The sequence below is a fragment of the Spirosoma harenae genome (assembly GCF_054776975.1).
On record NZ_BAAHBD010000011.1, the window covers coordinates 177,127 to 199,537 of the forward strand.

Here is a 22,411-nt window from a genome sequence, read left to right on the forward strand (position 1 = left end):
AAGAGTTTGTCGAAGCACGTTGGTTGCTGTCAGTAATGAAGTATCAAAGGGGTAACGGCCCTACGCTGACAATGGTTCGATAGGGGTATAAACAAAGGTAGAGAAAAGCAGAGTTACTTGCTGTTCAATTCTTGATCTTTTGTGGCCCATTTAAACAGCAAAAGGTAAATAATTACTGATGAAACTGTCCCAACAATTGATCCGACGTAAACATCTTCCACAAAATGCTGAAATAAATAAACGCGGGAATAGCCTGCAAGAGCAGCTAGAACAAAGGGAACCCATCCCCATTTCTTGCCCTTATAAAGGAAGGCCAGCAAACCAAACATAGCGAAGGCGGTTGTAGTATGCCCCGACGGAAAACTATTATAACTGTGAATATCAAGCCCTTCTATAATATGGTATTGAAATGTAGAGTGCTCAAAAAATTTCAACGGGCGGGGCGAATCTGTAAAAACCACTTTCTTTAAAAACTCGGATGTGAGCGACGACAGCGCAAAACTGGCAAACCCCATCAAACCAATTCGCCAGTTGTAAATCAGGAGGATAAAGCATACAACAACGTAAAAAGCGCCGTCGCCCATGTACGTTATATACGGAAAGAGTTGGTCGCCCAGCCAACTATTCCGCGTATTCACCCATTGCATAAGTTGCTCCTGCGTGAAGATCAATTGCAGGGCACCCATAACCACTAGCGCCAAGGCATAAAGAACAAAAAAGAATCGATTTTTACGAAGTAATTCAGCTAGCATTCTACATAATTCATTGTTATCCAGATCGAGACAACAACTCTTTTAGTGGGCGGAAGCGGCTTTTTCAACCGTGATCCCAACACTCAAAATGTTTAGCAGTGGGTCTTGACGCATATACTGCCGGATTTGCATCGTGTATTTTCCGGGTTTCGGAAATTTATAATTTCGCTTCATCAGGAATTTATGATCGAATAAATCGCCTAAACCATCGCCATTGGGTTTACCCGTTTTAGGGTCCATCAAAATCAGCTCGTCTAGCCGCGATTCAATTTCTTTCCCGGTCGCATCACGCAGATACCGAGTCAGGTAGAGATTATAATATCCGTACGACAGGCTATTGCGGAGATTATAATAGATATTATACGGAATAGAGGTATCCGTGATCTCGAACGTAAACGAAGGTGCATTTTTGATATACCATTTTCCGTCGTCGATATCAGTATATTCTTTATAAACTGCATTTGTGTCGCAGCCAATCGCCAGCAACATTATAAACAGCCCTAATCCCAGTTGTTTCATGTTCAATAAATAGTTTACAAAGCTACAACGGTCAGACTGGCTTTTCAAATTGCAAAAAACTATGCACCTAGTTTGTAAACGATAAAAATAGTTTTAGCTTTGTTCTATGGAAAAGCTAACTGCCAAAGAAGAAGAGGTCATGCAGGTGCTCTGGAAAATGGAGCAAGGGTATGTAAAAGATATGGTTCCTCTGTTTACGGACCCTCCACTACACTATAATACTGTTTCGACAATCGTTCGCAACCTGGAAGAAAAGGGTTACGTTGGCCATAAGGCTTATGGAAACACGCATGAATACTATCCTATTATCACCAAAGAAGCTTACCAGAATCGGTTCGTATTAAAGAAAGTAGTGGATGAATATTTCGACAATTCGTACAAAAATCTGGTTAGCTACTTTGCTCAGAATGAGAAGATTTCAGCAGATGAGTTACGCGAAATTCTAGCGATGATTGAAAAAAAGTAATTACCAATCGTCAGGGATATCTATAAAGTACAATAGCTATGCATGACGATCTCCAACAATTCATAACGCTGTAAAACATGGAAACTCTGCGCTACGTTGTGTTAGTCAATGGTTTATTGGCCGTTGTGAGTCTTGCTTATTATGTTTTGCTCCGACATGAAACGTTTTTTAGCGCTAATAGACTAGCCCTCTGGCTGGGTTTTGCGGGTGCTATGGTACTTCCCCTGCTTGAATTACCCGATTGGCGCCCCCAACACGTACGTTCGGTTATGCACCGAACGGCGCAGATTATCGTACCGAAAGTACTTTCCAAACCATCGGCTATAGAAGCTGAGATAACGATTACCTTTCCAAATCAAAAAACCTATAAGGCCCTTCAAAACAGACCGAAACAATTTGTCTGGTCATGGCAAAAAGGCCTGATTGTCCTATATATAGTCGGTGTTATACTTTTGCTAAGTCGATTCGGTGTTCAATTGGCATCCCTTCGGAAACTGATTGGTCGGTCAAGGCAGGAATCCTACGATGATTTCATGTTGGTTGTTAATGAACAGGTTACATCGCCGTTTTCATTTTTTGATTGGGTCGTTTTAAACCCTAATCAGCATACAACTAATGAGTTAGACCAAATTCTAAGACATGAGCGCGTTCATGTTCGGGAGCGCCATAGCCTTGATATGATCGGTGCAGAATTGGTTTGTATCATTTTCTGGTTCAACCCAGCTGCTTATTTATTCCGTCATCTACTTCAGCAAACGCTCGAGTTCAGTGCCGACCGAAGCGTATTGGCCGAAGGCATAGATGCCAAAGCGTACCAGTACAACCTCTTGAAAGTCAGTATAGCATCAGGGAACCGAGCCTGACAAATCATTTCAACAAATCGAAACTTACAAGGTAATTCCTGAGCCCATTTAGCCTGCCATGTATACTTTCACAAACCAATTCAACGGCCCTAGCTTACGCCAACGCATAGGTATGATGAATAGCCATCGTTCTGGTATATCCGCCTGGTGGCGCTATGCAGTTTGGGTGATGATTATGGGCGCTATGGGATTGGCCTGTAAGCATGAAAGCCAAACTAACATTGACCTGATTAATAATTCGTTATCTCCAAAAATAAAAACTACTACTAATAGATTGCCCGCTACTAGTCCAACGAGAGCGTTGGTTGCCGATCTTGAAGAGCAGAAATCCTGGTACCGTCATATGGCTATATACGGTCGCCAATCGGACATAAAGCTCGTTGAAAGTAAACCCGTTGTAGTACAAATAAAAGGCAACCAATTTAACCTGCATGAAGATTATCAATATGATTCTGAAGTCTATATTGATGGTCAAGTAGTTGCGACTGAGAAACTATCAACCTTATCTCCGGAGTTTGTTAGTGAATTATTTGTAATGCACCAACCTGAGTATCTGGATAATAAAGAAGCTAAAACTTATAAAATCTTTATCCAAACTAGCCCAAAACCTATCCCTTTTGACGCAAAACGTAAGCAGTTTTTTACGTTACTTCAGGCAGCGGCTATCTCGAAATATCCACTTGGTGAGACGTTTTCATTCAACATGAATCAGTTGCTCGAAGCAACTTTTTTTCACAATAAAAACGCACTCGTTGAGCGTACGAAAAACGAGCACCTGCAAGTGTACGACGAATTCGCTAAAACTGTTGATGTATTTATCAATCATATACCTTCTACCATCGCCGATGTAAAGACAATTCACGTTCGCGAAGTAGCCCGACTTTATATAAGAGAACGGCCTTATAACCAATGGTTTCGGGCTGACAACCCTGAATCAAGGTTTGAATTACATATCCAAACAGCACCTACGCGTGCTAAACGGGATAGCAGTTACTATGTATTTAGCCCATTTTATAGTGGAGATTTCTGAAAGCTAAAAATCTATAAAACAAAAAAATCCCAGCATCAGCCGCTGGGATTTTTGTCAGGAAGTTTTACCATTTGGAGAAGGCTTAGGAGAATTTCCTTCTGTTCCTCTCGGTTTCTTCTTTTTCTTCTTGCCTGGCTTGGAGTTATACTTCGCGTCGAGCTTCTGAAGATCACTGTTGAGAGCGGCTACAGGTACCGTTTCTTTTTCGCCGATAGGCGTCAACACATCAAACGATTCGGGGACGACTCCATTTTTATTGAGCTCTACGATTTCAAGTACTCGACTGATCGGCAAGGCATGCCAAGTGCTTTCGGCACTATAGCCAAACCACATCAGCTTCCGGAAAATGTCTGTTTTCTGCAAAAAGGCTCTACCTTTTTGCGTTTCCAGTGGTTTTTCAATCGTTGGAATATCACGTAGGGCATCCATGTAAGTGTCCAACTCGTAGTTCAGACAACATTTCAATCGCCCACACTGACCCGATAATTTCGCTGGATTTAAGGACAGATTTTGGTATCGAGCAGCCGAAGTAGCAATGTTCTTGAAATCAGTCAGCCAGGTCGAACAACAAAGTTCGCGACCGCAGGAACCAATGCCGCCTAATCGCCCGGCTTCCTGCCGAAGGCTAATCTGACGCATCTCAATCCGAGCCTTAAATTCACTCGCCAGCATCTTGATTAATTCCCGAAAATCAACCCGCTCCTCCGACGAATAATAAAACGTCGCTTTTGTATTATCAGACTGAAACTCAACGTCTGACAATTTCATATTGAGCTTCAATTCGCGGATAATTTCGCGGGAACGATATAGCGATGGAAGGTCGCGCAGAACAGCCTGCTCATGCCGTTCCATATCTTTTGGAGTAGCAATTCGGTGAATGACTTTAGTATCGTCATTGATTTTGACGGCCCGCTTTTTCACCTGCAATCGCACCAGTTCTCCCTGAAGCGAAACGGCTCCAATGTGGTATCCCGATTGCATTTCAGCCACAACATAATCGCCAGTCGTTAAGTCAAGTTGGTGAACATTGCGATAATATTCTTTACGACCACCTTTAAACTTTACTTCTACAACATCATATCGGCTCTTGCCCGGCATGGCGATATCACTCAGCCAATCGAACGAATTTAATTTATTGCAACCTCCGGTGCTACACCCTCCGCTTCCGCATCCTGCTGTGGCCGTTTTTTGCCCGTCGGATGCGCCACGTTGGGTTCCACACCCACCCGTTGCACAGGACTTACAACTCATATATAGTAAAGTGATGAACGATGAGTAATGAACGATGAGTGTTTTCGGTAGCTGACCGTTTATCACTCATCGTTCATCACTCATCACTTATAGTTAATCAGCGTACCGAATCAGGTCGACCCCGATATCTTTTCGGTATTGCTTCCCATCAAATTGCACCATCCGGGCCGCTTCCTGCGACTTTCGGACGGCATTTTCGAGCGAGTTTGCCTGTGCTGTTATAGCCAGAACTCGCCCGCCATTGGTCACTACCTGACCGTTTTTGTCCAGCGTTCCGGCATGGAAAGCTGTTACATCTTCTAAACGTTCCAGTTCAGAAATGATTTTACCTGTCTCATAGTCACCCGGATAACCACCTGATACCAGCATGGTTGTTACAGCTGTTTGTGGCGAAACTTGCACAGAAATTTTGTCTAGTTCGCCATCAGCCGTAGCGACCATTAATTCAACAAAATCGCTTTGGATACGTGGCAAAACGACTTCGGTTTCCGGATCACCCATACGCGCATTGTATTCAATCACGTAAGGTTCGCCGTTCACTTTCATCAGCCCTACAAAAATAAAGCCCTGATAGCGTATATTCTCCTTTTGCAGACCCAACAATGTTGGCTTAACCACTTTATCTTCAACCTTTTGCAGGAAGTTCCGGTTTGCAAAAACGACGGGAGATACGGCTCCCATTCCACCCGTATTAGGCCCGGTATCTCCATCGCCAATGCGTTTGTAATCTTTCGCTTCAGGCAGAATTTTGTAGTTTTCACCATCAGTCAGAACAAATACCGATAGTTCAATCCCTCGCAAAAACTGCTCCACAACGACCTTGCTGCCAGCCTCGCCAAACTTCTGTCCGTCGAGCATATCCCGAAGGGCCGTTTGGGCATCCAATAAGGTTTCTGCTATGATTACGCCCTTACCGGCAGCCAAGCCGTCTGCCTTTAAAACAACAGGCAACGAATGGCTTTCTAAATAAACCAACCCTTCCTGTAAGGTCGACGCTGTAAATGATTTAGAAGCCGCCGTAGGAATACTGTGGCGTACCATAAACTGCTTGGAGAAATCCTTACTCCCCTCTAACTGCGCCCCTTCGGCATTGGGTCCAACAATCCGAAGATCTTTTAAATCAGGTTGCTGACGAAGAAAATCAACAATTCCTTTTACTAATGGTTCTTCTGGCCCAACAATCAGCAGATCAATTTTTTCATCACGAACCGCTTTCGCAACCGCTGGGAAATCATTGTATTTAACCGGCAGATTCGTGGCGACCTGCGCTGTTCCGGCATTACCTGGTGCTACAAATAATTTATCACACAAGGGGCTTTGCGCTAATTTCCAGGCGAAGGCATGTTCACGCCCACCCGACCCCAGTATAAGTATATTCATAAAGAGTGATAGGTGATGATAGTGATGAGCGATGAACGATGAATGATGAGTTTATTGACCCCAGCAATTACTGAGCGCGTCAGCAAACTCATCATTCATCGTTCATCGCTCATCACTATTATCACTTAGTTAGCTACTTCCGACAGGAATTTGATGCGCATTAGGCGCAGGTCTTGTTCTGTGAAATCGTCTCCCCCAAATTCACGCATAGCTATGGCGATGTTATCGCTTTCGGCATTCATGAAGTAGTGGTAAATTTCATCCTGTCGGTCTTCATCCATTACCTGATTAATGTAATAATCCAGATTAAGTCGTGTTCCTGAATAACAGATATGCTCGATTTCCTCCATCAAATCTTCCATCGATAATGATTTGGATTCGGCAATCTCATCCAAATCAATTTTCCGGTCAATCTGCTGGATAATAAATATTTTGACTTTTGATTTATTAACCGTTGATTTTACAACGACATCCTGAGCCGTTTCAATCTCATTTTCTTCGACATATTTGGCAATTAGCTCAATAAATGGTCGGCCAAATTTCTGTACTTTGCCCATCCCGACTCCATTGATCTGCGCCATTTCTTCGCGCGTAGTGGGGTAGGTAGTCGCCATTTCTTCCATCGAAGTTTCCTGGAAGATTACATAGGGTGGCAAATTCTTTTCTTTGGCAATTTTCTTCCGAAGTGCTTTCAGCAAGCCGAGCAGCTCTTCGTCGTACGATACGCCACCTGCCGATGGAGTCGAATCTTTATCGTCGTCATCTTTTGAATCAGTCTCTGATTCTTCGTAATTATGATCTTTCGCCAGCGTAATTGGATACGGATCTTCGATATAGTTCAGCCCTTTTTGCGTCAGTTTCAGCACACCATAATTATCGACATCCTTTTCCAGATAGCCATAAATAGTGATCTGCTTAATCAGTGAGCACCAATAATTACAGTCTTCACTAAAATCACGTCCTTTTCCGTAAACGTTTAGTTTATCATGTTCGTAGCTGGTAACATACTGATTATGAGTAGCGGTCAGTACATCGGCTAGGTGAGCTACGTCGAAACGTTGATCGGTCTGTAAGACGGTTTGCAATGCTAACACAACTTCATGCTGCGTCTTAAACTTCTCGGTTGCTTTTAGGCAGTTGTCGCAGAAGCCGCAGTCTTTATCCAGAAATTCGCCAAAATAGCCTAACAACTGACGCCGACGGCATACACCCAGATTGGCGTACGAAACCATTTCTGTCAGCAGATGCTTGGCGTTATCGCGTTCGGTAACCGGTTTGTCTTTGTTGAATTTCTCCAGCTTAACAATATCGTCGTAGCTGTAGAACATCAGGCAGTTACCTTCCAATCCATCGCGCCCGGCCCGACCCGTTTCCTGATAATATCCTTCGAGCGATTTTGGCGCATCGTAGTGAATCACAAACCGAACGTCGGGTTTGTCGATACCCATTCCGAACGCAATCGTTGCGCAAACCACGTCGACATCCTCATTGAGGAAAGCATCCTGGTTGTGCATGCGAGTCTGCGGGTCCAGACCAGCGTGATAAGGAAGTGCTTTTACATCATTAACGCTTAGCAATTCGGCAATTTCTTCGACCGTTTTGCGGCTTAAACAATAGACAATGCCTGACTTGCCTTTATTCTGCTTGATGTATTTAATCAGTTGCTTTTTGGAGTCAACCTTAGGCTTTATTTCGTAGTATAAATTCTTCCGATTGAATGACGTTTTAAACAGATTGGCGTCCTCCATCTGGAGGTTTTTCTGAATATCCTGCTGCACTTTCGGCGTAGCCGTAGCGGTAAGCGCGATAACTGGTAGATTACCGATGTTATCAACAATTCCCCGGATTTTCCGATACTCCGGACGGAAATCGTGCCCCCATTCCGAAATACAGTGTGCTTCATCAATTGCCACGAAAGAAATGTTGGCTTTCTTCAAAAAGTCCAAATTCTCTTCCTTTGTCAGGGACTCAGGCGCAATATAAAGTAGCTTAAGAGAACCGTTCAAGGTATCCTTTTTAACCTTATTCATCTCTGCTTTCGACAGCGTCGAATTCAGAAATTGTGCGTTAATTCCAAAGGCATTTAATTGATCAACCTGATTTTTCATCAGGGCAATAAGGGGCGAAATGACAACGGCAGTCCCGTCGCTAACAATGGCAGGCAGTTGGTAGCACAATGATTTACCAGCTCCGGTGGGCATAATCACAAACGTATTTCGCCCGGCCAGGATATTATAAATAATGGCTTCTTGTTCACCTCGGAATTGACTGTACCCAAATATTTCTTTTAGTCGTTCTTTTAGCGTAGCATGAACCGACTCATCAACTTGCATCATTCTACAAATCGTACAAAAGTTACTTTACTCTGTTTGCTTGCCGTATCTTTGTTTTATAAAGTTAGCGAATATACGCAGCAAACGATTCCTGATTACTACAACTACCATTGAAAGTAATAAAAAATCCTAAGAATATCGCCCAGCAAGTACTGCTGGCAGAAGCGGAAGCCATTCGTAACGTAGTTGATTTGCTTGACGATCAGTTTGATTCTATCGTCGAGACGTTGCTTCAATCTACAGGTCGATTGGTGGTAACGGGCGTGGGGAAAAGTGCACTAATCGGTCAAAAAATCGTCGCGACGATGAATTCGACTGGCACACCATCTTTATTTATGCACGCAGCCGACGCTATTCACGGCGACCTGGGTATGATTCAGGATAATGATGTTATCTTGATTATTTCCAAAAGTGGCAATACTGCTGAAATTAAGGTATTAGTTCCACTCCTGAAGCGGACAGGCGTTCAACTTATTGCCATGGTAAGCGCGCGCGATTCTTATTTAGCCCGACATGCTAATTACGTACTTCATGCTTATGCCGAGCAGGAAGCGGATTCGCTGAACTTAGCACCTACAACTAGTACAACAGTCGCTTTGGCGTTGGGTGATGCATTAGCCGTCAGCTTATTAGAGCTTCGCGGATTTACCCGACAGGATTTTGCACGATACCATCCCGGCGGTTCGCTGGGTAAAAAATTGTATCTAAAAGTCGCTGATATTTTTCCACACAATAAGTGCCCACAAGTATTACTCAATACACCTGTCAGAGACGTAATCTTCACAATTTCAGCCAATTTATTAGGTGCTACAGCCGTAGTTAGTGAAGACGGTTTGTTGACAGGGATTGTTACCGATGGCGATATCCGGCGAATGGCATACGACCACGAATCTTTTTGGCAACTCTGTGCACAGGACGTTATGACAGCAAATCCTGTTTGTGTTTCCCCAGATGAATATGCTGTTGCCGCCCTACAGGTGATGCAGGAGCGTGATATTACGCAGCTTATTGTCGCTGAAGAAGGTCATATTCAAGGCTTTATTCACTTACACGACTTACTAAAAGAGGGATTGGTCTGATAAATTCTCTCAGTGTTTCTGTTAAACAATTTTGTGGAAAGATTAAACAAAGTCCACACCCCACATTCCACACAATGGGGGAAATTTTCCACAGTCCACAAAAAAATCCTCGAAATGGCATACCATCACTCAATAAATTTACATTAGTACAAACTTCTGAATTTCAATAATTTACAACGAAAGCAAACGATATACATCAAGTTTCGAAAAGAATGGTTGTCTTTTTGTTTATCATTGAGCAGATGTGATTCAACAGAAAAACTTAAACAGCCATGACCGCTCTCGAATTTACTAATCATATTGGCAAAGTATCTAAGTCTCTACGCCCATTCGCGCTCCGTCTAACGAAAGATGTTGAAGATGCGAACGACCTTTTACAGGATACTCTTTTGAAAGCGTTTACCAATCGTGATAAGTATACGGATGGGACGAACCTGAAAGCCTGGTTGTACACCATCATGAAAAACACATTCATTACAAACTATCAGCGAATGGTTCGGAAGAATACGTTTATCGACACAACTGATAATTTACACTATATAAATTCAATCGAAAGCAGCACGGATAATTTAGCTTATTCGTCTTTCGCTCAGGATGATATCAATCGGGCCGTAAACGACCTCGACGATACTTACAAAACCCCATTCATGATGCATTTCCGCGGTTTTAAATACCACGAAATTGCAGCGAAACTAAACATCCCCATAGGCACAGTGAAAAACCGAATTCACATTGCCCGGAAAGAATTGAAGGACCAGTTAAAAGTTTATGCATATTTTAATTCATAAACGCGAGACTTTCTGACGGAACCTTCGTCTAAGACATATTGATTGAGTAGTTTTTGGTTAAAAAAGAGGAAGGTTCGAAAAAGTTGGGTGGCATCTGCCCAACTTTTTTTGTTTTATATACCCTGATTATCAGCGCATAGCATTAGCAATCTTATGTATTTGAACCAGAACTTCTCTACTGGTCAAATCGGAACGTATAGGGATAAATCCAGTATAGATTAGAATCAAACGGATTTCAGTTCACTATCTTTCCCAAAATTTTCGGGTAAGCCAACAACAAATTGCTTCAACTGGCTATTATCCGTACACTCAATCAATTTATTGCCTAATGCCTCAGCGCGTTCTTGTGATTGGAGCCGGGTTCGCCGGGCTTTCTGCCGCTACTAGTCTTGCCGATAAAGGATACGACGTTACCATCCTTGAAAAAAATTCGATGCCGGGAGGCCGAGCGCGAGTTTTTCAGGCCAAAGGTTTTACATTCGATATGGGGCCAAGCTGGTATTGGATGCCCGACGTTTTTGACGCGTATTTTGCCCGCTTCGGCAAAAAAACATCTGATTATTACCAACTTGTCCGATTAGATCCCTCCTATTCGGTTGTCTTTGGTCCGAATGAATCCGTCGATTTGCCTGCTGGCATCGAGCCACTTGAACATCTTTTCGAGAAAATAGACCCTGGCAGCGGCTCTAAATTGAAAAACTTTTTAAAGCAGGCATCTTATAAGTACGACGTTGGCATGAACAAATTTGTCTGGAAGCCAAGCCGGTCGATTACTGAATTTCTGAGTCTTAAATTGCTGTATGACGTTACGCGACTAGATGTTTTTCAGTCGTTTTCTACGCACGCTCGTAAGTTTTTCAAGCATCCTCGTTTGCTCGAAATCATTGAGTTTCCGGTATTGTTTTTGGGGGCTACTCCCGAAAATACACCTGCCATGTATAGTCTGATGAATTATGCTGAAATGGCGTTAGGGACCTGGTATCCAATGGGTGGTATGCACGAAATTGTGAAAGCAATGGTGAGCTTGGCCGAGGAAAAGGGCGTAAAAATTTTGATGAATCAGCCAGTCAAAAAAATTGAGGTAATCAATAAAAAAGCTCAGCGAGTCATTACAGAAGATGGCATTTTTGAGGCCGATGTAGTTATTGCAGGAGCCGATTATAATCATGTCGAAACGCAGTTGGTCGAGAGCAATTATCGCAATTATGACGATAGTTACTGGCAAAAGCGGGTTATGGCACCTTCGTCTCTGCTATTTTATTTGGGTGTAAATAAGCGAGTACCTCGTTTACAGCATCATAATCTATTCTTCGATGAAGATTTTACACTTCATGCCCAGGAAATTTATGAAACGCCCCGCTGGCCGACGAAACCTCTTTTTTACGCGTCGGCACCTTCCAAAACTGATCCTAGCGTAGCTCCCGAAGGTTGCGAGAATCTGTTTCTCTTAATTCCCGTAGCGCCCGATTTAGCTGATAATGAGACCACTAGACAACACTATTTCGATCTGATTATGGATCGGCTCGAAGCTTATGTTGGCGGAGATATCCGCAGTCATATTGTCTTCAAACGTAGTTATGCGCACAGCGATTTCAAAAGTGACTACAACGCTTTCCGTGGAAATGCGTATGGTTTGGCAAATACGCTTCGACAAACTGCAATTTTAAAACCATCCATCAAGAACAAACGGGTGAACAACTTGTTCTACACCGGTCAACTGACTGTGCCAGGCCCCGGAGTGCCCCCATCGCTAATCTCAGGATTAGTTGTGGCTGATGAGGTTGCCAAAGAATTTGTTTAGTTTTAGCGGAAAGCGTTAGCTAAGAAATACTGATTACGCAACAAAAGCTTAAATCTAGTTCTCTTTATACTCAGTTTCTGGTGCTTGTAGTTACCTATTAACCCTTCCTATTTTACGTTTATGATGGCATTGTTCAATAAAACGGCCCTGGAATGCAGTAAATTAATTACTGAGCGCTACAGTACGTCGTTTACATTAGGCATTAAAACCCTCGACCGTAAGTTTCACTCCCCCATCTACGCCATCTACGGATTTGTTCGCTATGCCGACGAAATTGTGGATACCTTTCACGATTACGACAAAAAGACCTTACTCGAACGTTTTAAACACGATACCTATCAGGCCATTGAAGAAGGCATCAGCCTAAACCCTGTTTTACAATCTTTTCAGCTGGTTGTCAGCCAATACCACATCGAAAACGAGCTGATTGATGCGTTCCTGAAAAGCATGGAGATGGATCTGTATTATCAGGATTATACGTCCGACAAATATCAGGAATACATTTATGGATCGGCAGAAGTCGTTGGGCTAATGTGCCTACGGGTATTTTGTGAGGGTAATCCGAAGGAATTTGATCGATTAGCCGAGCCTGCCCGGAAATTAGGGGCCGCTTTTCAAAAAGTAAATTTTCTGCGCGATATGAAAAGTGATTATGTTGAGCGCGGACGAACGTACTTTCCGGGCATCGATTTTAGTCACTTTGATCTGAATACAAAAAACAGCATCGAAACCGATATTCAACACGATTTCGACGCTGCTTATGAAGGTATCATCAATTTGCCTCGAGGAGCCAGAATGGGCGTTTACCTAGCCTATATTTATTACCAAACGCTGTTCAACAAAATCAAAAAGACCTCAGCTTCCTGTATTCAGAACGAGCGAATTCGAGTACCTAACTCGCAAAAATTTGCTTTGTTAGCGCAAACGTATGTGAAGTACCGGCTGAATGCGCTATGATTTGGATAGATAGGCTAATCCTTTTTTGTCATCCCTCCAATACTACATTAAGCTAACTTTTCAACAGTTCCCAAAACGCCACCCAGTACCGACAAATAAGCCTGAACTGCTTTGGCCAGTTTGGGTTTACGTTTTTGCATATTCATATCGACTTCGTTCATAAAGTTCTTCCAGTTCGACTCATTCAGCGCGTCAAGTGCAATCGAAATGGTTGGTGTTAAAGAACGAGCTGTGTGCCACCAGCCACAGGGAATAAATAAAGTTTCGCCAGGACCAACGACGAACGTAACAGGCGTTGTCTTGGCGAAGAGGGGGAATTTCTCTAAATCCGGCTTTTTAATATCCTTTACCTGCGATACCCAAATGTTTTCGGGATCTGGATAAACATAAGGCGTTTGGTCCGGCGGAATGACCGTAAACTCCTTATAGCCATACAGTTGTGTGATATACGCATGAAGACACATATAGTCGTAATGCACATACGGAAACTGTCCGCCGGGGCTACCAAAAAAGATCTCCAGCGTATTTGCTCCCGACAATAGTCGATTAGGCAACAATTTGCTCTTGATCCGATCAGGCAGGGCATATTTAAGGCGTGGCAAAACGTCGGGCAGTAATTCTGGATAATCCCGCTCAATTTGGAGAGTACACGGATAAGGTGCTGGATTATCTTCAGTGGCCGTCATCATCCAATCGAGAAAATAGCCGAAATTGTATTTTTTACCTGCTATTTCTACTTCCCGATCACTATAATGTTTCTTAAAAAACTCGGGCGTAAACTTATCCTTAGCCGACCAGGCAGCGCAGGCATCTCCAATTACGACCGGGTAATTACCAAATAGGTGCTTTTTCGAAAACTCTTCGTAACTCAGTCGGTATTTTTTCTCGACAACGATGGTTCCTTCTTTAACAAGTTCAACTGTTTGGGTATCCATTTTGTGGGTATATTTTTTTCAAAAGTGCCTGTTACGGTTTAGACTAAAAGTTTACTCTGCGGCCATATTTTATTCTAACTATTTATTGTTCGGTACTTTTTTGAAACACACTAAAGCCATTTACAAGCATAACCCCCTGTTTTATTTCTGCCTATCTTTGTCAAAATAATTCTTCTTACTAATGGTAGCCGAAGCGACCCTTTCGCCAGATGTCTTATCCCGCTACGAAGCCGTTGTCGGGCTGGAAGTACACTGCCAGTTGCTTACGCAAAGCAAAATTTTTGCGGCCGATGCCAATGCGTTTGGTGCCGAGCCGAATACAAATATTAGTGTGATTACGCTTGGTCACCCAGGCACGTTGCCCAAATTGAATCGAAAAGCCGTTGAATACGCTGTTCGGATGGGGATTGCCTGTGGCAGCGAGATTACACGCCGGAACATATTTGCCCGAAAAAATTACTTTTATCCCGATCTTCCGAAAGGCTATCAGCTATCGCAGGATAAGGGCCCTGTTTGCGTCGGTGGGGGCATTTCGGTGAAAGTAAAAGATCCGGTAACGGGGCAACCTTACCAAACAACCATTCAAATACATCATATTCATCTTGAAGAAGATGCTGGCAAAAGTATTCACGATGGCGACGAATGGGCCACTCAATTAGACTACAATCGCGCTGGAACACCACTCATTGAAATGGTCACAGACCCTTGTATCCATACGGCCGATGAAGCAGGGCAATATTTGACCGAAGTTCGTCGGCTGGTCCGGTATTTGGGTATTTGCGATGGCAACATGGAAGAAGGTTCGCTGCGTTGCGATGTAAACGTTTCCATTCGACTTAAAGGCGCGACAAATCTCGGCACGAAGGTTGAAGTGAAAAACCTGAACTCCATTCGAAATGTCATGCGGGCAGTCGATAGCGAATTTAAACGTCAGGTCGAACTTACCGAATCAGGTGGGCGCATTGTGCAGGAAACGCGCACATTCGATGCGAACACCGGCCTCAGTTATGCCATGCGGGAGAAAGAAACGATGAACGACTATCGCTATTTCCCCGATCCTGACCTAACGCCCGTCGTGATTTCTGATGAATGGTTGGCTGATATTCAGGCACAGATGCCGATGTTGCCAACTGCATTGTTCCAGAAATTCACAACGACTTATGGATTACCAGATTACGATGCCGCGTTGTTGACCGATGCGAAAGAATTAGCCGACTATTTTGAAACAGTTTGCCAGCATACAACGAATTATAAAGCTGCTTCGAACTGGATTATGGGTCCTGTGAAAGGCCAACTCAACGAGAAAACATTACGTGATCGGCAGTTTCCGGTTTCGGCTGAACAACTGGCTGCGTTGATTACACTAGTTGATAAGGGCACTATTAGCCAAACAGCTGCTCAGCAAGTATTTTCGCTGATGATCGATCAACCCGATGCGTTACCTGGTGATTTAGCACAAGCTAACGGTTTGCTGCAGAACCGCAATACCGATGCATTACAAACGTTGGTAGAAGAAGTACTGGGTGCCTGGCCCGATAAAGTTGAGCAATATCAAAAAGGCAAAAAGAATTTACTGGGCATGTTTGTCGGCGAAGTGATGAAAAAATCGAAAGGTTCGGCTGATCCCAAATTAGTGAATGAGTTATTAGCGAAGACTTTACAGAAAAAATGAGAAACGTAGTATTCAGCCTCGCAGGATTCATGGCCCTTAGCCTGATGGCCAATGCTCAAACCACCAAACCCTTTACTGTTAAGGGAAAAATCAACAAAGCAGCGCCAGGCAGTTATGTATTTCTGGAAACAAATTCACAACCCACCCGCAAAATCGACTCCACGAAAGTAGAAGCGGGGAACACCTTCACGCTCAATGGCAAAGTAGCCGATGGTGGTGAAGTGCTGATTCTCAATGTGGGAGGTGGCCAGAAAATGGCCCTCCTACTTGAAGGTGGTGAAACGCTCAATGTTATGGCCGATGGTTATGCCATGGATCAGAAGACAGGGCAAATTGGCAAAGCATCCATAACGGGTTCCAAAAACATGGAATATTACGATAAGCTAAATACGCTTCGTAAGGATATGGAAGCTAAGGTAACGATGTGGAATAAACAGGTAGCGGCTGCCACCGAAAAGAAAGATAACAAGAAAATCGCGCAGATTGAGCAGGAATATCAGGCTGCTGAGCAGGATGTTGTCAATAAGGTAAAGGCTATGCTCCCTGAAATGGGAACTTCACTGGTGTCGTTGTTTGCGCTAAATTTCATTAACATCGAGACGGATTTTGCCACTTACGACGCACTAGCGCAAAAATTTGAGAAAGAGAACCCCAATAGCCCTCATGCTAAATCGCTGATTGGCCGGGTAGCTCGGATCAAAGGCGTATCGATTGGCGCACAAGCTCCCGAAATTGCTCTGACCGATACCACAGGTACTCCTGTTCCACTTTCTTCTCTGCGAGGTAAATATGTACTGATCGATTTCTGGGCGTCGTGGTGTGGACCTTGCCGGGCCGAAAACCCAAACGTTGTCAGAATGTATAACAAGTTCAAAGACAAGGGATTTGCTATTTACAGCGTTTCGCTCGATCAGGCAAAAGCGAACTGGACGAAAGCCATTCGTAACGACAACCTAACCTGGACACACGTTTCGGATCTCAAATTCTGGCAATCGGCAGCTGCCCAGCAATATGGCGTTCAGGCAATCCCAGCTACGTTTTTACTAGATAAAGAGGGAAAAATTATTGCCAAAAACTTACGGGGCGAAGCACTGGAGCAAAAATTAGAAGAAGTACTGAAAGCTGGTCAATAAGCGACTGGTAAGTAGTAAATTTGCAGGGCCAGATTTAAAATCTGGCCTTTTTATTTGGCGACATGCCATTGCGACGCTTCATCAGCGCTAATTCTCTTATTGATTGATTCACCAATTAACGCATCAAAACGATGAAAATCGCTATTGTCGGCTGTGGTAACATGGGCATGGCTTTTGCCAAATCATTTTTACAATACGATCTGGTAAAAAAAGAAAACCTTCTCTTAATTGAAAAAAGCGCCGATCGGTCCGAAGCTTTAAAAGCCGAAAAAGCCGGTATTGTTGTCGATACGATCGGTCCCCATGTTGGCGAAACCGATTTAATCATTTTGTCGGTAAAACCTCAGGATTTTAATAGTGTATACGAAGCTCTACGAGGAGTTATTCAACCCCGGCAAGTGATTTTGTCTATCATGGCAGGCATTCCCATTTCGCAAATTCAAGAGAAGTTGGGGCATTTTTTAGTCGTCAGAGCCATGCCTAATACGCCCGCTATGCTGGGTATGGGCATCACAGGATTTACGGCGGCAAAAGAGGTTGATCTGGCAAATCTGCGCCGAGTCGAAAATCTGATCAATGCTACCGGGCGCTCTATTTTCCTGGAGGATGAATCGATGCTCGATGCCGTAACGGCTCTTAGTGGCAGTGGTCCGGCTTATTTCTATTATGTTGTAAAGGCAATGATTGAGGCCGGCAAACAAATGGGCTTCGACGATGCCGTTTCGGCTTTATTGGTAAAGCAAACCATGCTCGGCGCTTATCACCTGATTAATACCGCAGACAAATCGTTAGACGATCTCATTAAAGCAGTAGCTTCCAAAGGTGGTACAACTGAAGCCGCTTTACGCACATTTGAAAGCGGTGCTTTATCAGATACGCTCGTTGCGGGAATTAAAGCCGCTCAGGTGCGAGCAACAGAATTGTCGAAAGGGTGAAATCAGATAAGTTCATACTGTGTATTTAGGATTCTATACTGGTTCCTGAATACACAGCATCTGTTCTTTTAGTAAAAGATAGGTTAGGCTCTTTGTTAGAATCGAAGTAAATCGTTATTATATCTTTCCGATTGGTATATAGCCAAATCCATAAACCATAGATTAACATTTGTATTCTACAGATCAAGGGTATGGCTACATTTAACACTATTTGGAGAGCATTATTTCTCCTTTGTTTTATTCTACCACAAGCCAGCGAATTAGAAGCTCAATGCAAACAAAGTTATTCATGGACAACTTGGCGAGAATTTTTAGGTAATCAAGCCAAAGGAACTATAACTGTTGGGCAAAAAACAGTCAATGTTACAATGTCTGCTAATTATGCGTTCTCCTCGACAAATACCATATACAACTTTAGCGCATTCAGTAAATTCAGCGGTTTCTCTGCAGTTCCTAATTCAACTGTACCACAAACAGAATGGCTAGATTCAAATGGAGGGATAACAACTATGTGCTTCTCTGAACCTGTAACAAACCCTGTTCTTTTGATCTCCTCATTAGGTCAAGTAGATAAGATAGTTGGTAAAAATGTGAGTGTTACACTTAGTTTTTCCCAGCCCTATAATGTCGTATATGATGGTGGTGGAATGGATTTTATAGATTCCTATTCGTTAAGTGGCGTAGAAGGTTACACAATTATTTTATTTCCAGGAACTTTTACTTGCCTGACTATCAACTCTAAAACTCCTGAGTATTATACTAATATTACTTGGGGTCTACAAGATCCTTCATATCCTGTTATCATAGCAGATAGTCTGGCAGAGTGTGGTAGTGTGACCTTAACTGTAAGTGGAGGAGATTCGTACAAATGGAGCGGAGGAGAGAATCCAAATAGTTCTAAAAATAGAATCAAAATAAGTGGGCCTTATAGTGTTACAGCCACAGATCGAAATGGTTGCACTGCTATTGCCGTAAAAAATATAACTGAAATTCCTGAACAGCCTAGCATTAAATCAGATGAGAAATTATGCCTCAACTCAGCCTCAATTTCACTTGAGCCAGGAGCTACAGGCAAAGGATTGGTATATCAATGGGAACCTACAGGTGATATTGCTCCAATAATAGAAGTACAGCAGTCGGGTGTATACAAGGTAAAAGTTACCAACCAATTTAATTGCTCAGTAGAAAGAACGATAGTAGTAACTGGTCCCTGCTCTTCTACAGTTTTTGCACCAGATGTTTTCACACCTAATGACGATCAGTTGAATGATACCTTCAAACTAATAGTTACTGAAGGAATTCAAATTAAACTCTTGATTTACAATCGTTGGGGAGAAGTTATTTACTCTGAGGAAAACGCAAACCCACAATGGGATGGTAAGTATAAGGATGAAAAATGCCTAAATGGTATTTATCCTTATAAACTAACCTACACATCGCTCGTCAACAAAGAAACTCTTGAGCATCAAGGAGTCATAATGCTTTTAAGATAACATTTACGGCATACCATACACGCTGGGCCTGGCTTAAATGATCTATATACCTGTATAGCTAAACGGCGTAATTGCCCGAAGTTCAGTTTTAACTGCATCCGATACATTCAGCTCATCAATAAATTGTTGGATCGTCTCAGCCGTAATTTTTTGATTCGTACGTGTCAGCGCTTTTAGTGCTTCATAGGGTTCTGGATAGCCCTCACGACGGAGAATGGTTTGAATGCCTTCTGCTACAACGGCCCAATTGTCCTCGAGATCAGCCTGGATGGCGGCTGGATTCAATTCGAGTTTATTTAATCCTTTCAGTAGCGATTTTAGAGCAATTACTGAATGAGCAAACGGAACGCCGATACTTCGCAAAACTGTTGAATCGGTTAGGTCACGCTGTAATCGAGAGATAGGCAATTTCGCTGACAGATGTTCAAATAGCGCATTGGCAATCCCCAAATTACCTTCCGAATTCTCGAAATCGATAGGATTTACTTTATGCGGCATAGCCGACGAACCCACTTCGCCTGCCTTTAGCTTCTGCTTGAAATAATTCATGGATACGTACGTCCAGATATCTCGATCTAAATCAATTAGAATGGTATTCAGACGTTTATAGGCATCAAGTGTAGCTGCCAGCATGTCGTAATGCTCAATTTGAGTCGTAAACTGGCTACGTACCATGCCGAGACTCTCAACAAATTTATCGCCGAACTTTTTCCAATCCTCGTTAGGATAGGCAACGGCGTGGGCATTAAAATTACCTGTCGCTCCGCCAAATTTGGCAGCTGTTGGAATGTCAGATAACAGAAGTAATTGTTTCTCAATTCGTTCAACGAATACTAATAACTCCTTCCCCAAACGAGTTGGGGATGCCGGTTGGCCGTGCGTCCGCGCCAACATGGGAACACCTTTCCATTGCTCAGCCAACTCCTGCAAGCGCATAAAAACTTGCTCGTACAGTGGCTTTATTTCGGTATTACAGGCATCGCTCAGCGAAAGCGGAATAGCTGTGTTGTTAATATCCTGTGAGGTCAGACCAAAATGCACAAATTCCAGAAACGGCTCAACAGGTGATCCTTTTAGCTTTTCTTTAATAAAATACTCAACTGCTTTTACGTCGTGATTGGTCGTTTTTTCGATTTCCTTGATTCGCAACGCATCAGTTTCCGAAAAATTCTCATACAAGGCTCGAAGCGCCGGAAACTGTGACGGTTCAACACCAGATAATTGAGGAATTGGCCATTCGCAGAGCGCAATAAAATACTCGATCTCGATCCGGACCCGGTAGTGAATCAGGCCTAATTCTGAAAAATAAGGAGCCAGAGCCTCAACCTGTGTCCGGTACCGCCCGTCGACTGGCGAAATGGCCGTTAATGCTGATAAGTTCATTGTAGGGTATGCGATATATGATGAACCTGTTTAAACTTTCGAAAAAACGTTGCGAATGCGTGTCCTTGTCCTTCTGAGGTAGAAGTAATCTTGAGATATCATCACTCACAAGCAAGGATACGTTGAGATTTTTCCTGCGTCGGAAGGACAAAAACTACTCTCGAATAAAAGTTTAACCAGGTTCGATGTATGAAGTATAATAGTCAATCTTTCTATATCATACATCAAAATGGGTTCAGGTATAGGCCAAGTCCTATCCAGGATGTTTGCTGATCTTCATACTGGCTGTACGGACGGAAACCTGAATAGCCTTCTAGCAAAAAAGTCAGATTATTCTGCGTTCGACCTAACTCAATACCAACTCCTCCGTGAATACCTGGTCGGAAATCGGTTTGCTGCCAGAACTTAATATCGACACCACCCACTAATCGCGCTGCTCTAGTCGATGGTTTTTTATAGAAAGCCCCCAATTGAGCGCTGATCGGCTTTCGCTCTTCCGTTTTCCGTAAAACAATACCAGCTCCGCCGTACAAACGCCAATTTTCTACATTTCGACTATACGTAAAATCCAGCAGCTCGTAATTGACCGAATTAGGTGAAGGTGCTGTTATTTGGTTTCTGAAAATATAGTCGTCACCCAAGTGCGAGGATAGGTGATAGACCCGAATCCGGTAATTATTTTCTCCACGACGAATGTTATAAATAATACTGATTTTGTAATCGTTATTCATGATTCGTCTGCGCGCTTTATTAGCCACAGGGTCATGAAACGCTTCAAATTGCGTAAACGATGCTAAATCCAGTACCCATTCTTCAGCTCGGTCTGACGCGCTTGAATGGCGGTAAAAAGGCTTCGCAAAACCAAACGCAAACGGTACAATACTACCGGCATACTGCTTTCCTTCTGTCCAATAAGCCGGCAAAACACTACCATATGTCTGCGCTTCCAGAGGATCAAGCAATATAGGCTCGAACAAATGTCCTTTGGGTAGAAATTCCCGTTTCGCCCGAATAACGCTTGGCTCAGTACTTCCCGAAACCATAGCGGCTGAATCGACTGGTGGGGCAGCAGGCTTAGCCTTTTTTTCCCGCTTAGGCCGTTGCACTTTCTCAGCTTTCGTTTCAACGGGCGCGGGAGGTGACGAAACAGGTGCTACTGTTTGTGAAGCATCCGTAGCTGGTGGCGTTGGTTCAGGAGCTTTGGTTTTGGGCGGTTGCTCCGATGTTGGCTCTATCATCTGGCGAACAGGCGCTTCCTGAACTTTCTCCTTCTTACGTTTTTCCTTTTTCTCCTTTTTAGGTTCAACAACTACAGGAGCCGATTCGGCTGGCTGACTGACAGTTGGCGTCGGCGTTGGAGCAGCAGGTGCCGGTGTTGATGGGGTAGGCTGTTCTTTGGCTGCTTTTTTAGCTTGCTTTAATCGTTCTTTTTCAGCCTGTTTCGCTTCATACTCTCGCTGTTTTTGCGCCCACTCGGCCCGAATTTGTCGCTCTCGCTGAATTTCGCGCTCTATTTTTTCTTTCTGTTTTTGCTCAGCTGGGGTTAATACCCGAGCAGGTGGAGTTGTTGGTGTTTGCTGAGCTGAAGCCCACATTATTGTGAAACAGCTCAACAAAAGAATCAACAGCGTTTTTTTCATT

The 22,411-nt window shown here is 43.4% G+C and carries 19 protein-coding genes; 11 read left to right on the forward strand and 8 right to left on the reverse strand.

From position 1 onward, the window contains the following. Nucleotides 1-113: 113 nt before the first annotated feature. Nucleotides 114-752, reverse strand: coding sequence for a phosphatase PAP2 family protein (locus ACYVE4_RS17480; protein WP_461041466.1), 639 nt, complete (start codon nucleotides 750-752; stop codon nucleotides 114-116). 42 nt (nucleotides 753-794) lie between these two features. Further along, nucleotides 795-1,271 (reverse strand): gliding motility lipoprotein GldH, encoded by a 477-nt coding sequence (locus ACYVE4_RS17485; RefSeq protein ID WP_461041467.1) that lies wholly within the window; start codon nucleotides 1,269-1,271, stop codon nucleotides 795-797. 106 nt (nucleotides 1,272-1,377) lie between these two features. Between ACYVE4_RS17485 and ACYVE4_RS17490 the strand changes: the two genes are divergently transcribed. The 3 genes from ACYVE4_RS17490 to ACYVE4_RS17500 all read left to right on the forward strand — a co-directional run bounded on the left by ACYVE4_RS17490 (nucleotide 1,378) and on the right by ACYVE4_RS17500 (nucleotide 3,630). Further along, nucleotides 1,378-1,737, forward strand: a complete 360-nt coding sequence (locus ACYVE4_RS17490) for a BlaI/MecI/CopY family transcriptional regulator (RefSeq protein ID WP_461041468.1) — start codon at nucleotides 1,378-1,380, stop codon at nucleotides 1,735-1,737. A gap of 77 nt (nucleotides 1,738-1,814) precedes the next feature. Continuing rightward, nucleotides 1,815-2,600: a M56 family metallopeptidase gene (locus tag ACYVE4_RS17495; protein ID WP_461041469.1), complete on the forward strand. Its 786-nt coding sequence runs from the start codon at nucleotides 1,815-1,817 to the stop codon at nucleotides 2,598-2,600. Nucleotides 2,601-2,658: 58 nt separating this feature from the next. After that, on the forward strand, nucleotides 2,659-3,630 hold the full coding sequence (locus tag ACYVE4_RS17500; protein ID WP_461041470.1) for a hypothetical protein: 972 nt from the start codon (nucleotides 2,659-2,661) through the stop codon (nucleotides 3,628-3,630). Between the two features lie 54 nt (nucleotides 3,631-3,684). On the opposite strand, the gene ACYVE4_RS17505 is transcribed toward ACYVE4_RS17500, so the two are convergent. From ACYVE4_RS17505 to recQ, 3 genes are all read right to left on the reverse strand, one after another. Beyond that, on the reverse strand, nucleotides 3,685-4,881 hold the full coding sequence (locus ACYVE4_RS17505; protein WP_461041471.1) for a PSP1 domain-containing protein: 1,197 nt from the start codon (nucleotides 4,879-4,881) through the stop codon (nucleotides 3,685-3,687). A 93-nt stretch (nucleotides 4,882-4,974) separates the two neighbouring features. Further along, nucleotides 4,975-6,261: a phosphoribosylamine--glycine ligase gene (gene purD, locus ACYVE4_RS17510; protein WP_461041472.1), complete on the reverse strand. Its 1,287-nt coding sequence runs from the start codon at nucleotides 6,259-6,261 to the stop codon at nucleotides 4,975-4,977. Between the two features lie 125 nt (nucleotides 6,262-6,386). Further along, nucleotides 6,387-8,597 carry a DNA helicase RecQ gene (gene recQ, locus ACYVE4_RS17515; protein WP_461041473.1) on the reverse strand — a complete coding sequence of 737 codons (2,211 nt, stop codon included), beginning with the start codon at nucleotides 8,595-8,597 and terminating at the stop codon, nucleotides 6,387-6,389. A gap of 107 nt (nucleotides 8,598-8,704) precedes the next feature. Between recQ and ACYVE4_RS17520 the strand changes: the two genes are divergently transcribed. The 4 genes from ACYVE4_RS17520 to ACYVE4_RS17535 all read left to right on the forward strand — a co-directional run bounded on the left by ACYVE4_RS17520 (nucleotide 8,705) and on the right by ACYVE4_RS17535 (nucleotide 13,219). Next, the gene (locus ACYVE4_RS17520; protein WP_461041474.1) at nucleotides 8,705-9,673 is read left to right on the forward strand and encodes a KpsF/GutQ family sugar-phosphate isomerase; all 969 of its coding nucleotides are present in this window, start codon (nucleotides 8,705-8,707) and stop codon (nucleotides 9,671-9,673) included. 272 nt (nucleotides 9,674-9,945) lie between these two features. Then, entirely contained in the window at nucleotides 9,946-10,461 is a 516-nt protein-coding gene (locus tag ACYVE4_RS17525; protein ID WP_461041475.1) for an RNA polymerase sigma factor, read from the forward strand. A gap of 328 nt (nucleotides 10,462-10,789) precedes the next feature. Beyond that, complete coding sequence (locus ACYVE4_RS17530; protein WP_461041476.1) at nucleotides 10,790-12,262, forward strand: phytoene desaturase family protein; 1,473 nt, start codon at nucleotides 10,790-10,792, stop codon at nucleotides 12,260-12,262. 120 nt (nucleotides 12,263-12,382) lie between these two features. After that, complete coding sequence (locus ACYVE4_RS17535; protein WP_461041477.1) at nucleotides 12,383-13,219, forward strand: phytoene/squalene synthase family protein; 837 nt, start codon at nucleotides 12,383-12,385, stop codon at nucleotides 13,217-13,219. Nucleotides 13,220-13,266: 47 nt separating this feature from the next. Here the strand turns inward: ACYVE4_RS17535 and ACYVE4_RS17540 are convergent, their stop codons facing one another. Beyond that, complete coding sequence (locus ACYVE4_RS17540; protein WP_461041478.1) at nucleotides 13,267-14,154, reverse strand: cupin-like domain-containing protein; 888 nt, start codon at nucleotides 14,152-14,154, stop codon at nucleotides 13,267-13,269. Between the two features lie 181 nt (nucleotides 14,155-14,335). On the opposite strand from ACYVE4_RS17540, the gene gatB reads away from it, so the two are divergent. From gatB to ACYVE4_RS17560, 4 genes are all read left to right on the forward strand, one after another. Then, nucleotides 14,336-15,826 carry an Asp-tRNA(Asn)/Glu-tRNA(Gln) amidotransferase subunit GatB gene (gatB, locus tag ACYVE4_RS17545; protein ID WP_461041479.1) on the forward strand — a complete coding sequence of 497 codons (1,491 nt, stop codon included), beginning with the start codon at nucleotides 14,336-14,338 and terminating at the stop codon, nucleotides 15,824-15,826. Continuing rightward, nucleotides 15,823-16,959, forward strand: a complete 1,137-nt coding sequence (locus tag ACYVE4_RS17550; RefSeq protein WP_461041480.1) for a redoxin domain-containing protein — start codon at nucleotides 15,823-15,825, stop codon at nucleotides 16,957-16,959. Before gatB ends, ACYVE4_RS17550 begins: the two co-directional genes overlap by 4 nt. A 131-nt stretch (nucleotides 16,960-17,090) precedes the next feature. Next, the gene (gene proC / locus ACYVE4_RS17555) at nucleotides 17,091-17,894 is read left to right on the forward strand and encodes a pyrroline-5-carboxylate reductase (RefSeq protein WP_461041481.1); all 804 of its coding nucleotides are present in this window, start codon (nucleotides 17,091-17,093) and stop codon (nucleotides 17,892-17,894) included. 191 nt (nucleotides 17,895-18,085) lie between these two features. Continuing rightward, nucleotides 18,086-19,387: a T9SS type B sorting domain-containing protein gene (locus ACYVE4_RS17560; RefSeq protein WP_461041482.1), complete on the forward strand. Its 1,302-nt coding sequence runs from the start codon at nucleotides 18,086-18,088 to the stop codon at nucleotides 19,385-19,387. A gap of 42 nt (nucleotides 19,388-19,429) precedes the next feature. Here ACYVE4_RS17560 and purB read toward each other — a convergent pair whose 3' ends face one another. Together purB and ACYVE4_RS17570 are read right to left on the reverse strand one after the other, a co-directional pair. Further along, nucleotides 19,430-20,770: an adenylosuccinate lyase gene (gene purB, locus ACYVE4_RS17565; RefSeq protein ID WP_461041483.1), complete on the reverse strand. Its 1,341-nt coding sequence runs from the start codon at nucleotides 20,768-20,770 to the stop codon at nucleotides 19,430-19,432. 224 nt (nucleotides 20,771-20,994) lie between these two features. Further along, nucleotides 20,995-22,410: a DUF1207 domain-containing protein gene (locus ACYVE4_RS17570; RefSeq protein ID WP_461041484.1), complete on the reverse strand. Its 1,416-nt coding sequence runs from the start codon at nucleotides 22,408-22,410 to the stop codon at nucleotides 20,995-20,997. Between the last annotated feature and the right edge of the window lies 1 nt (nucleotide 22,411).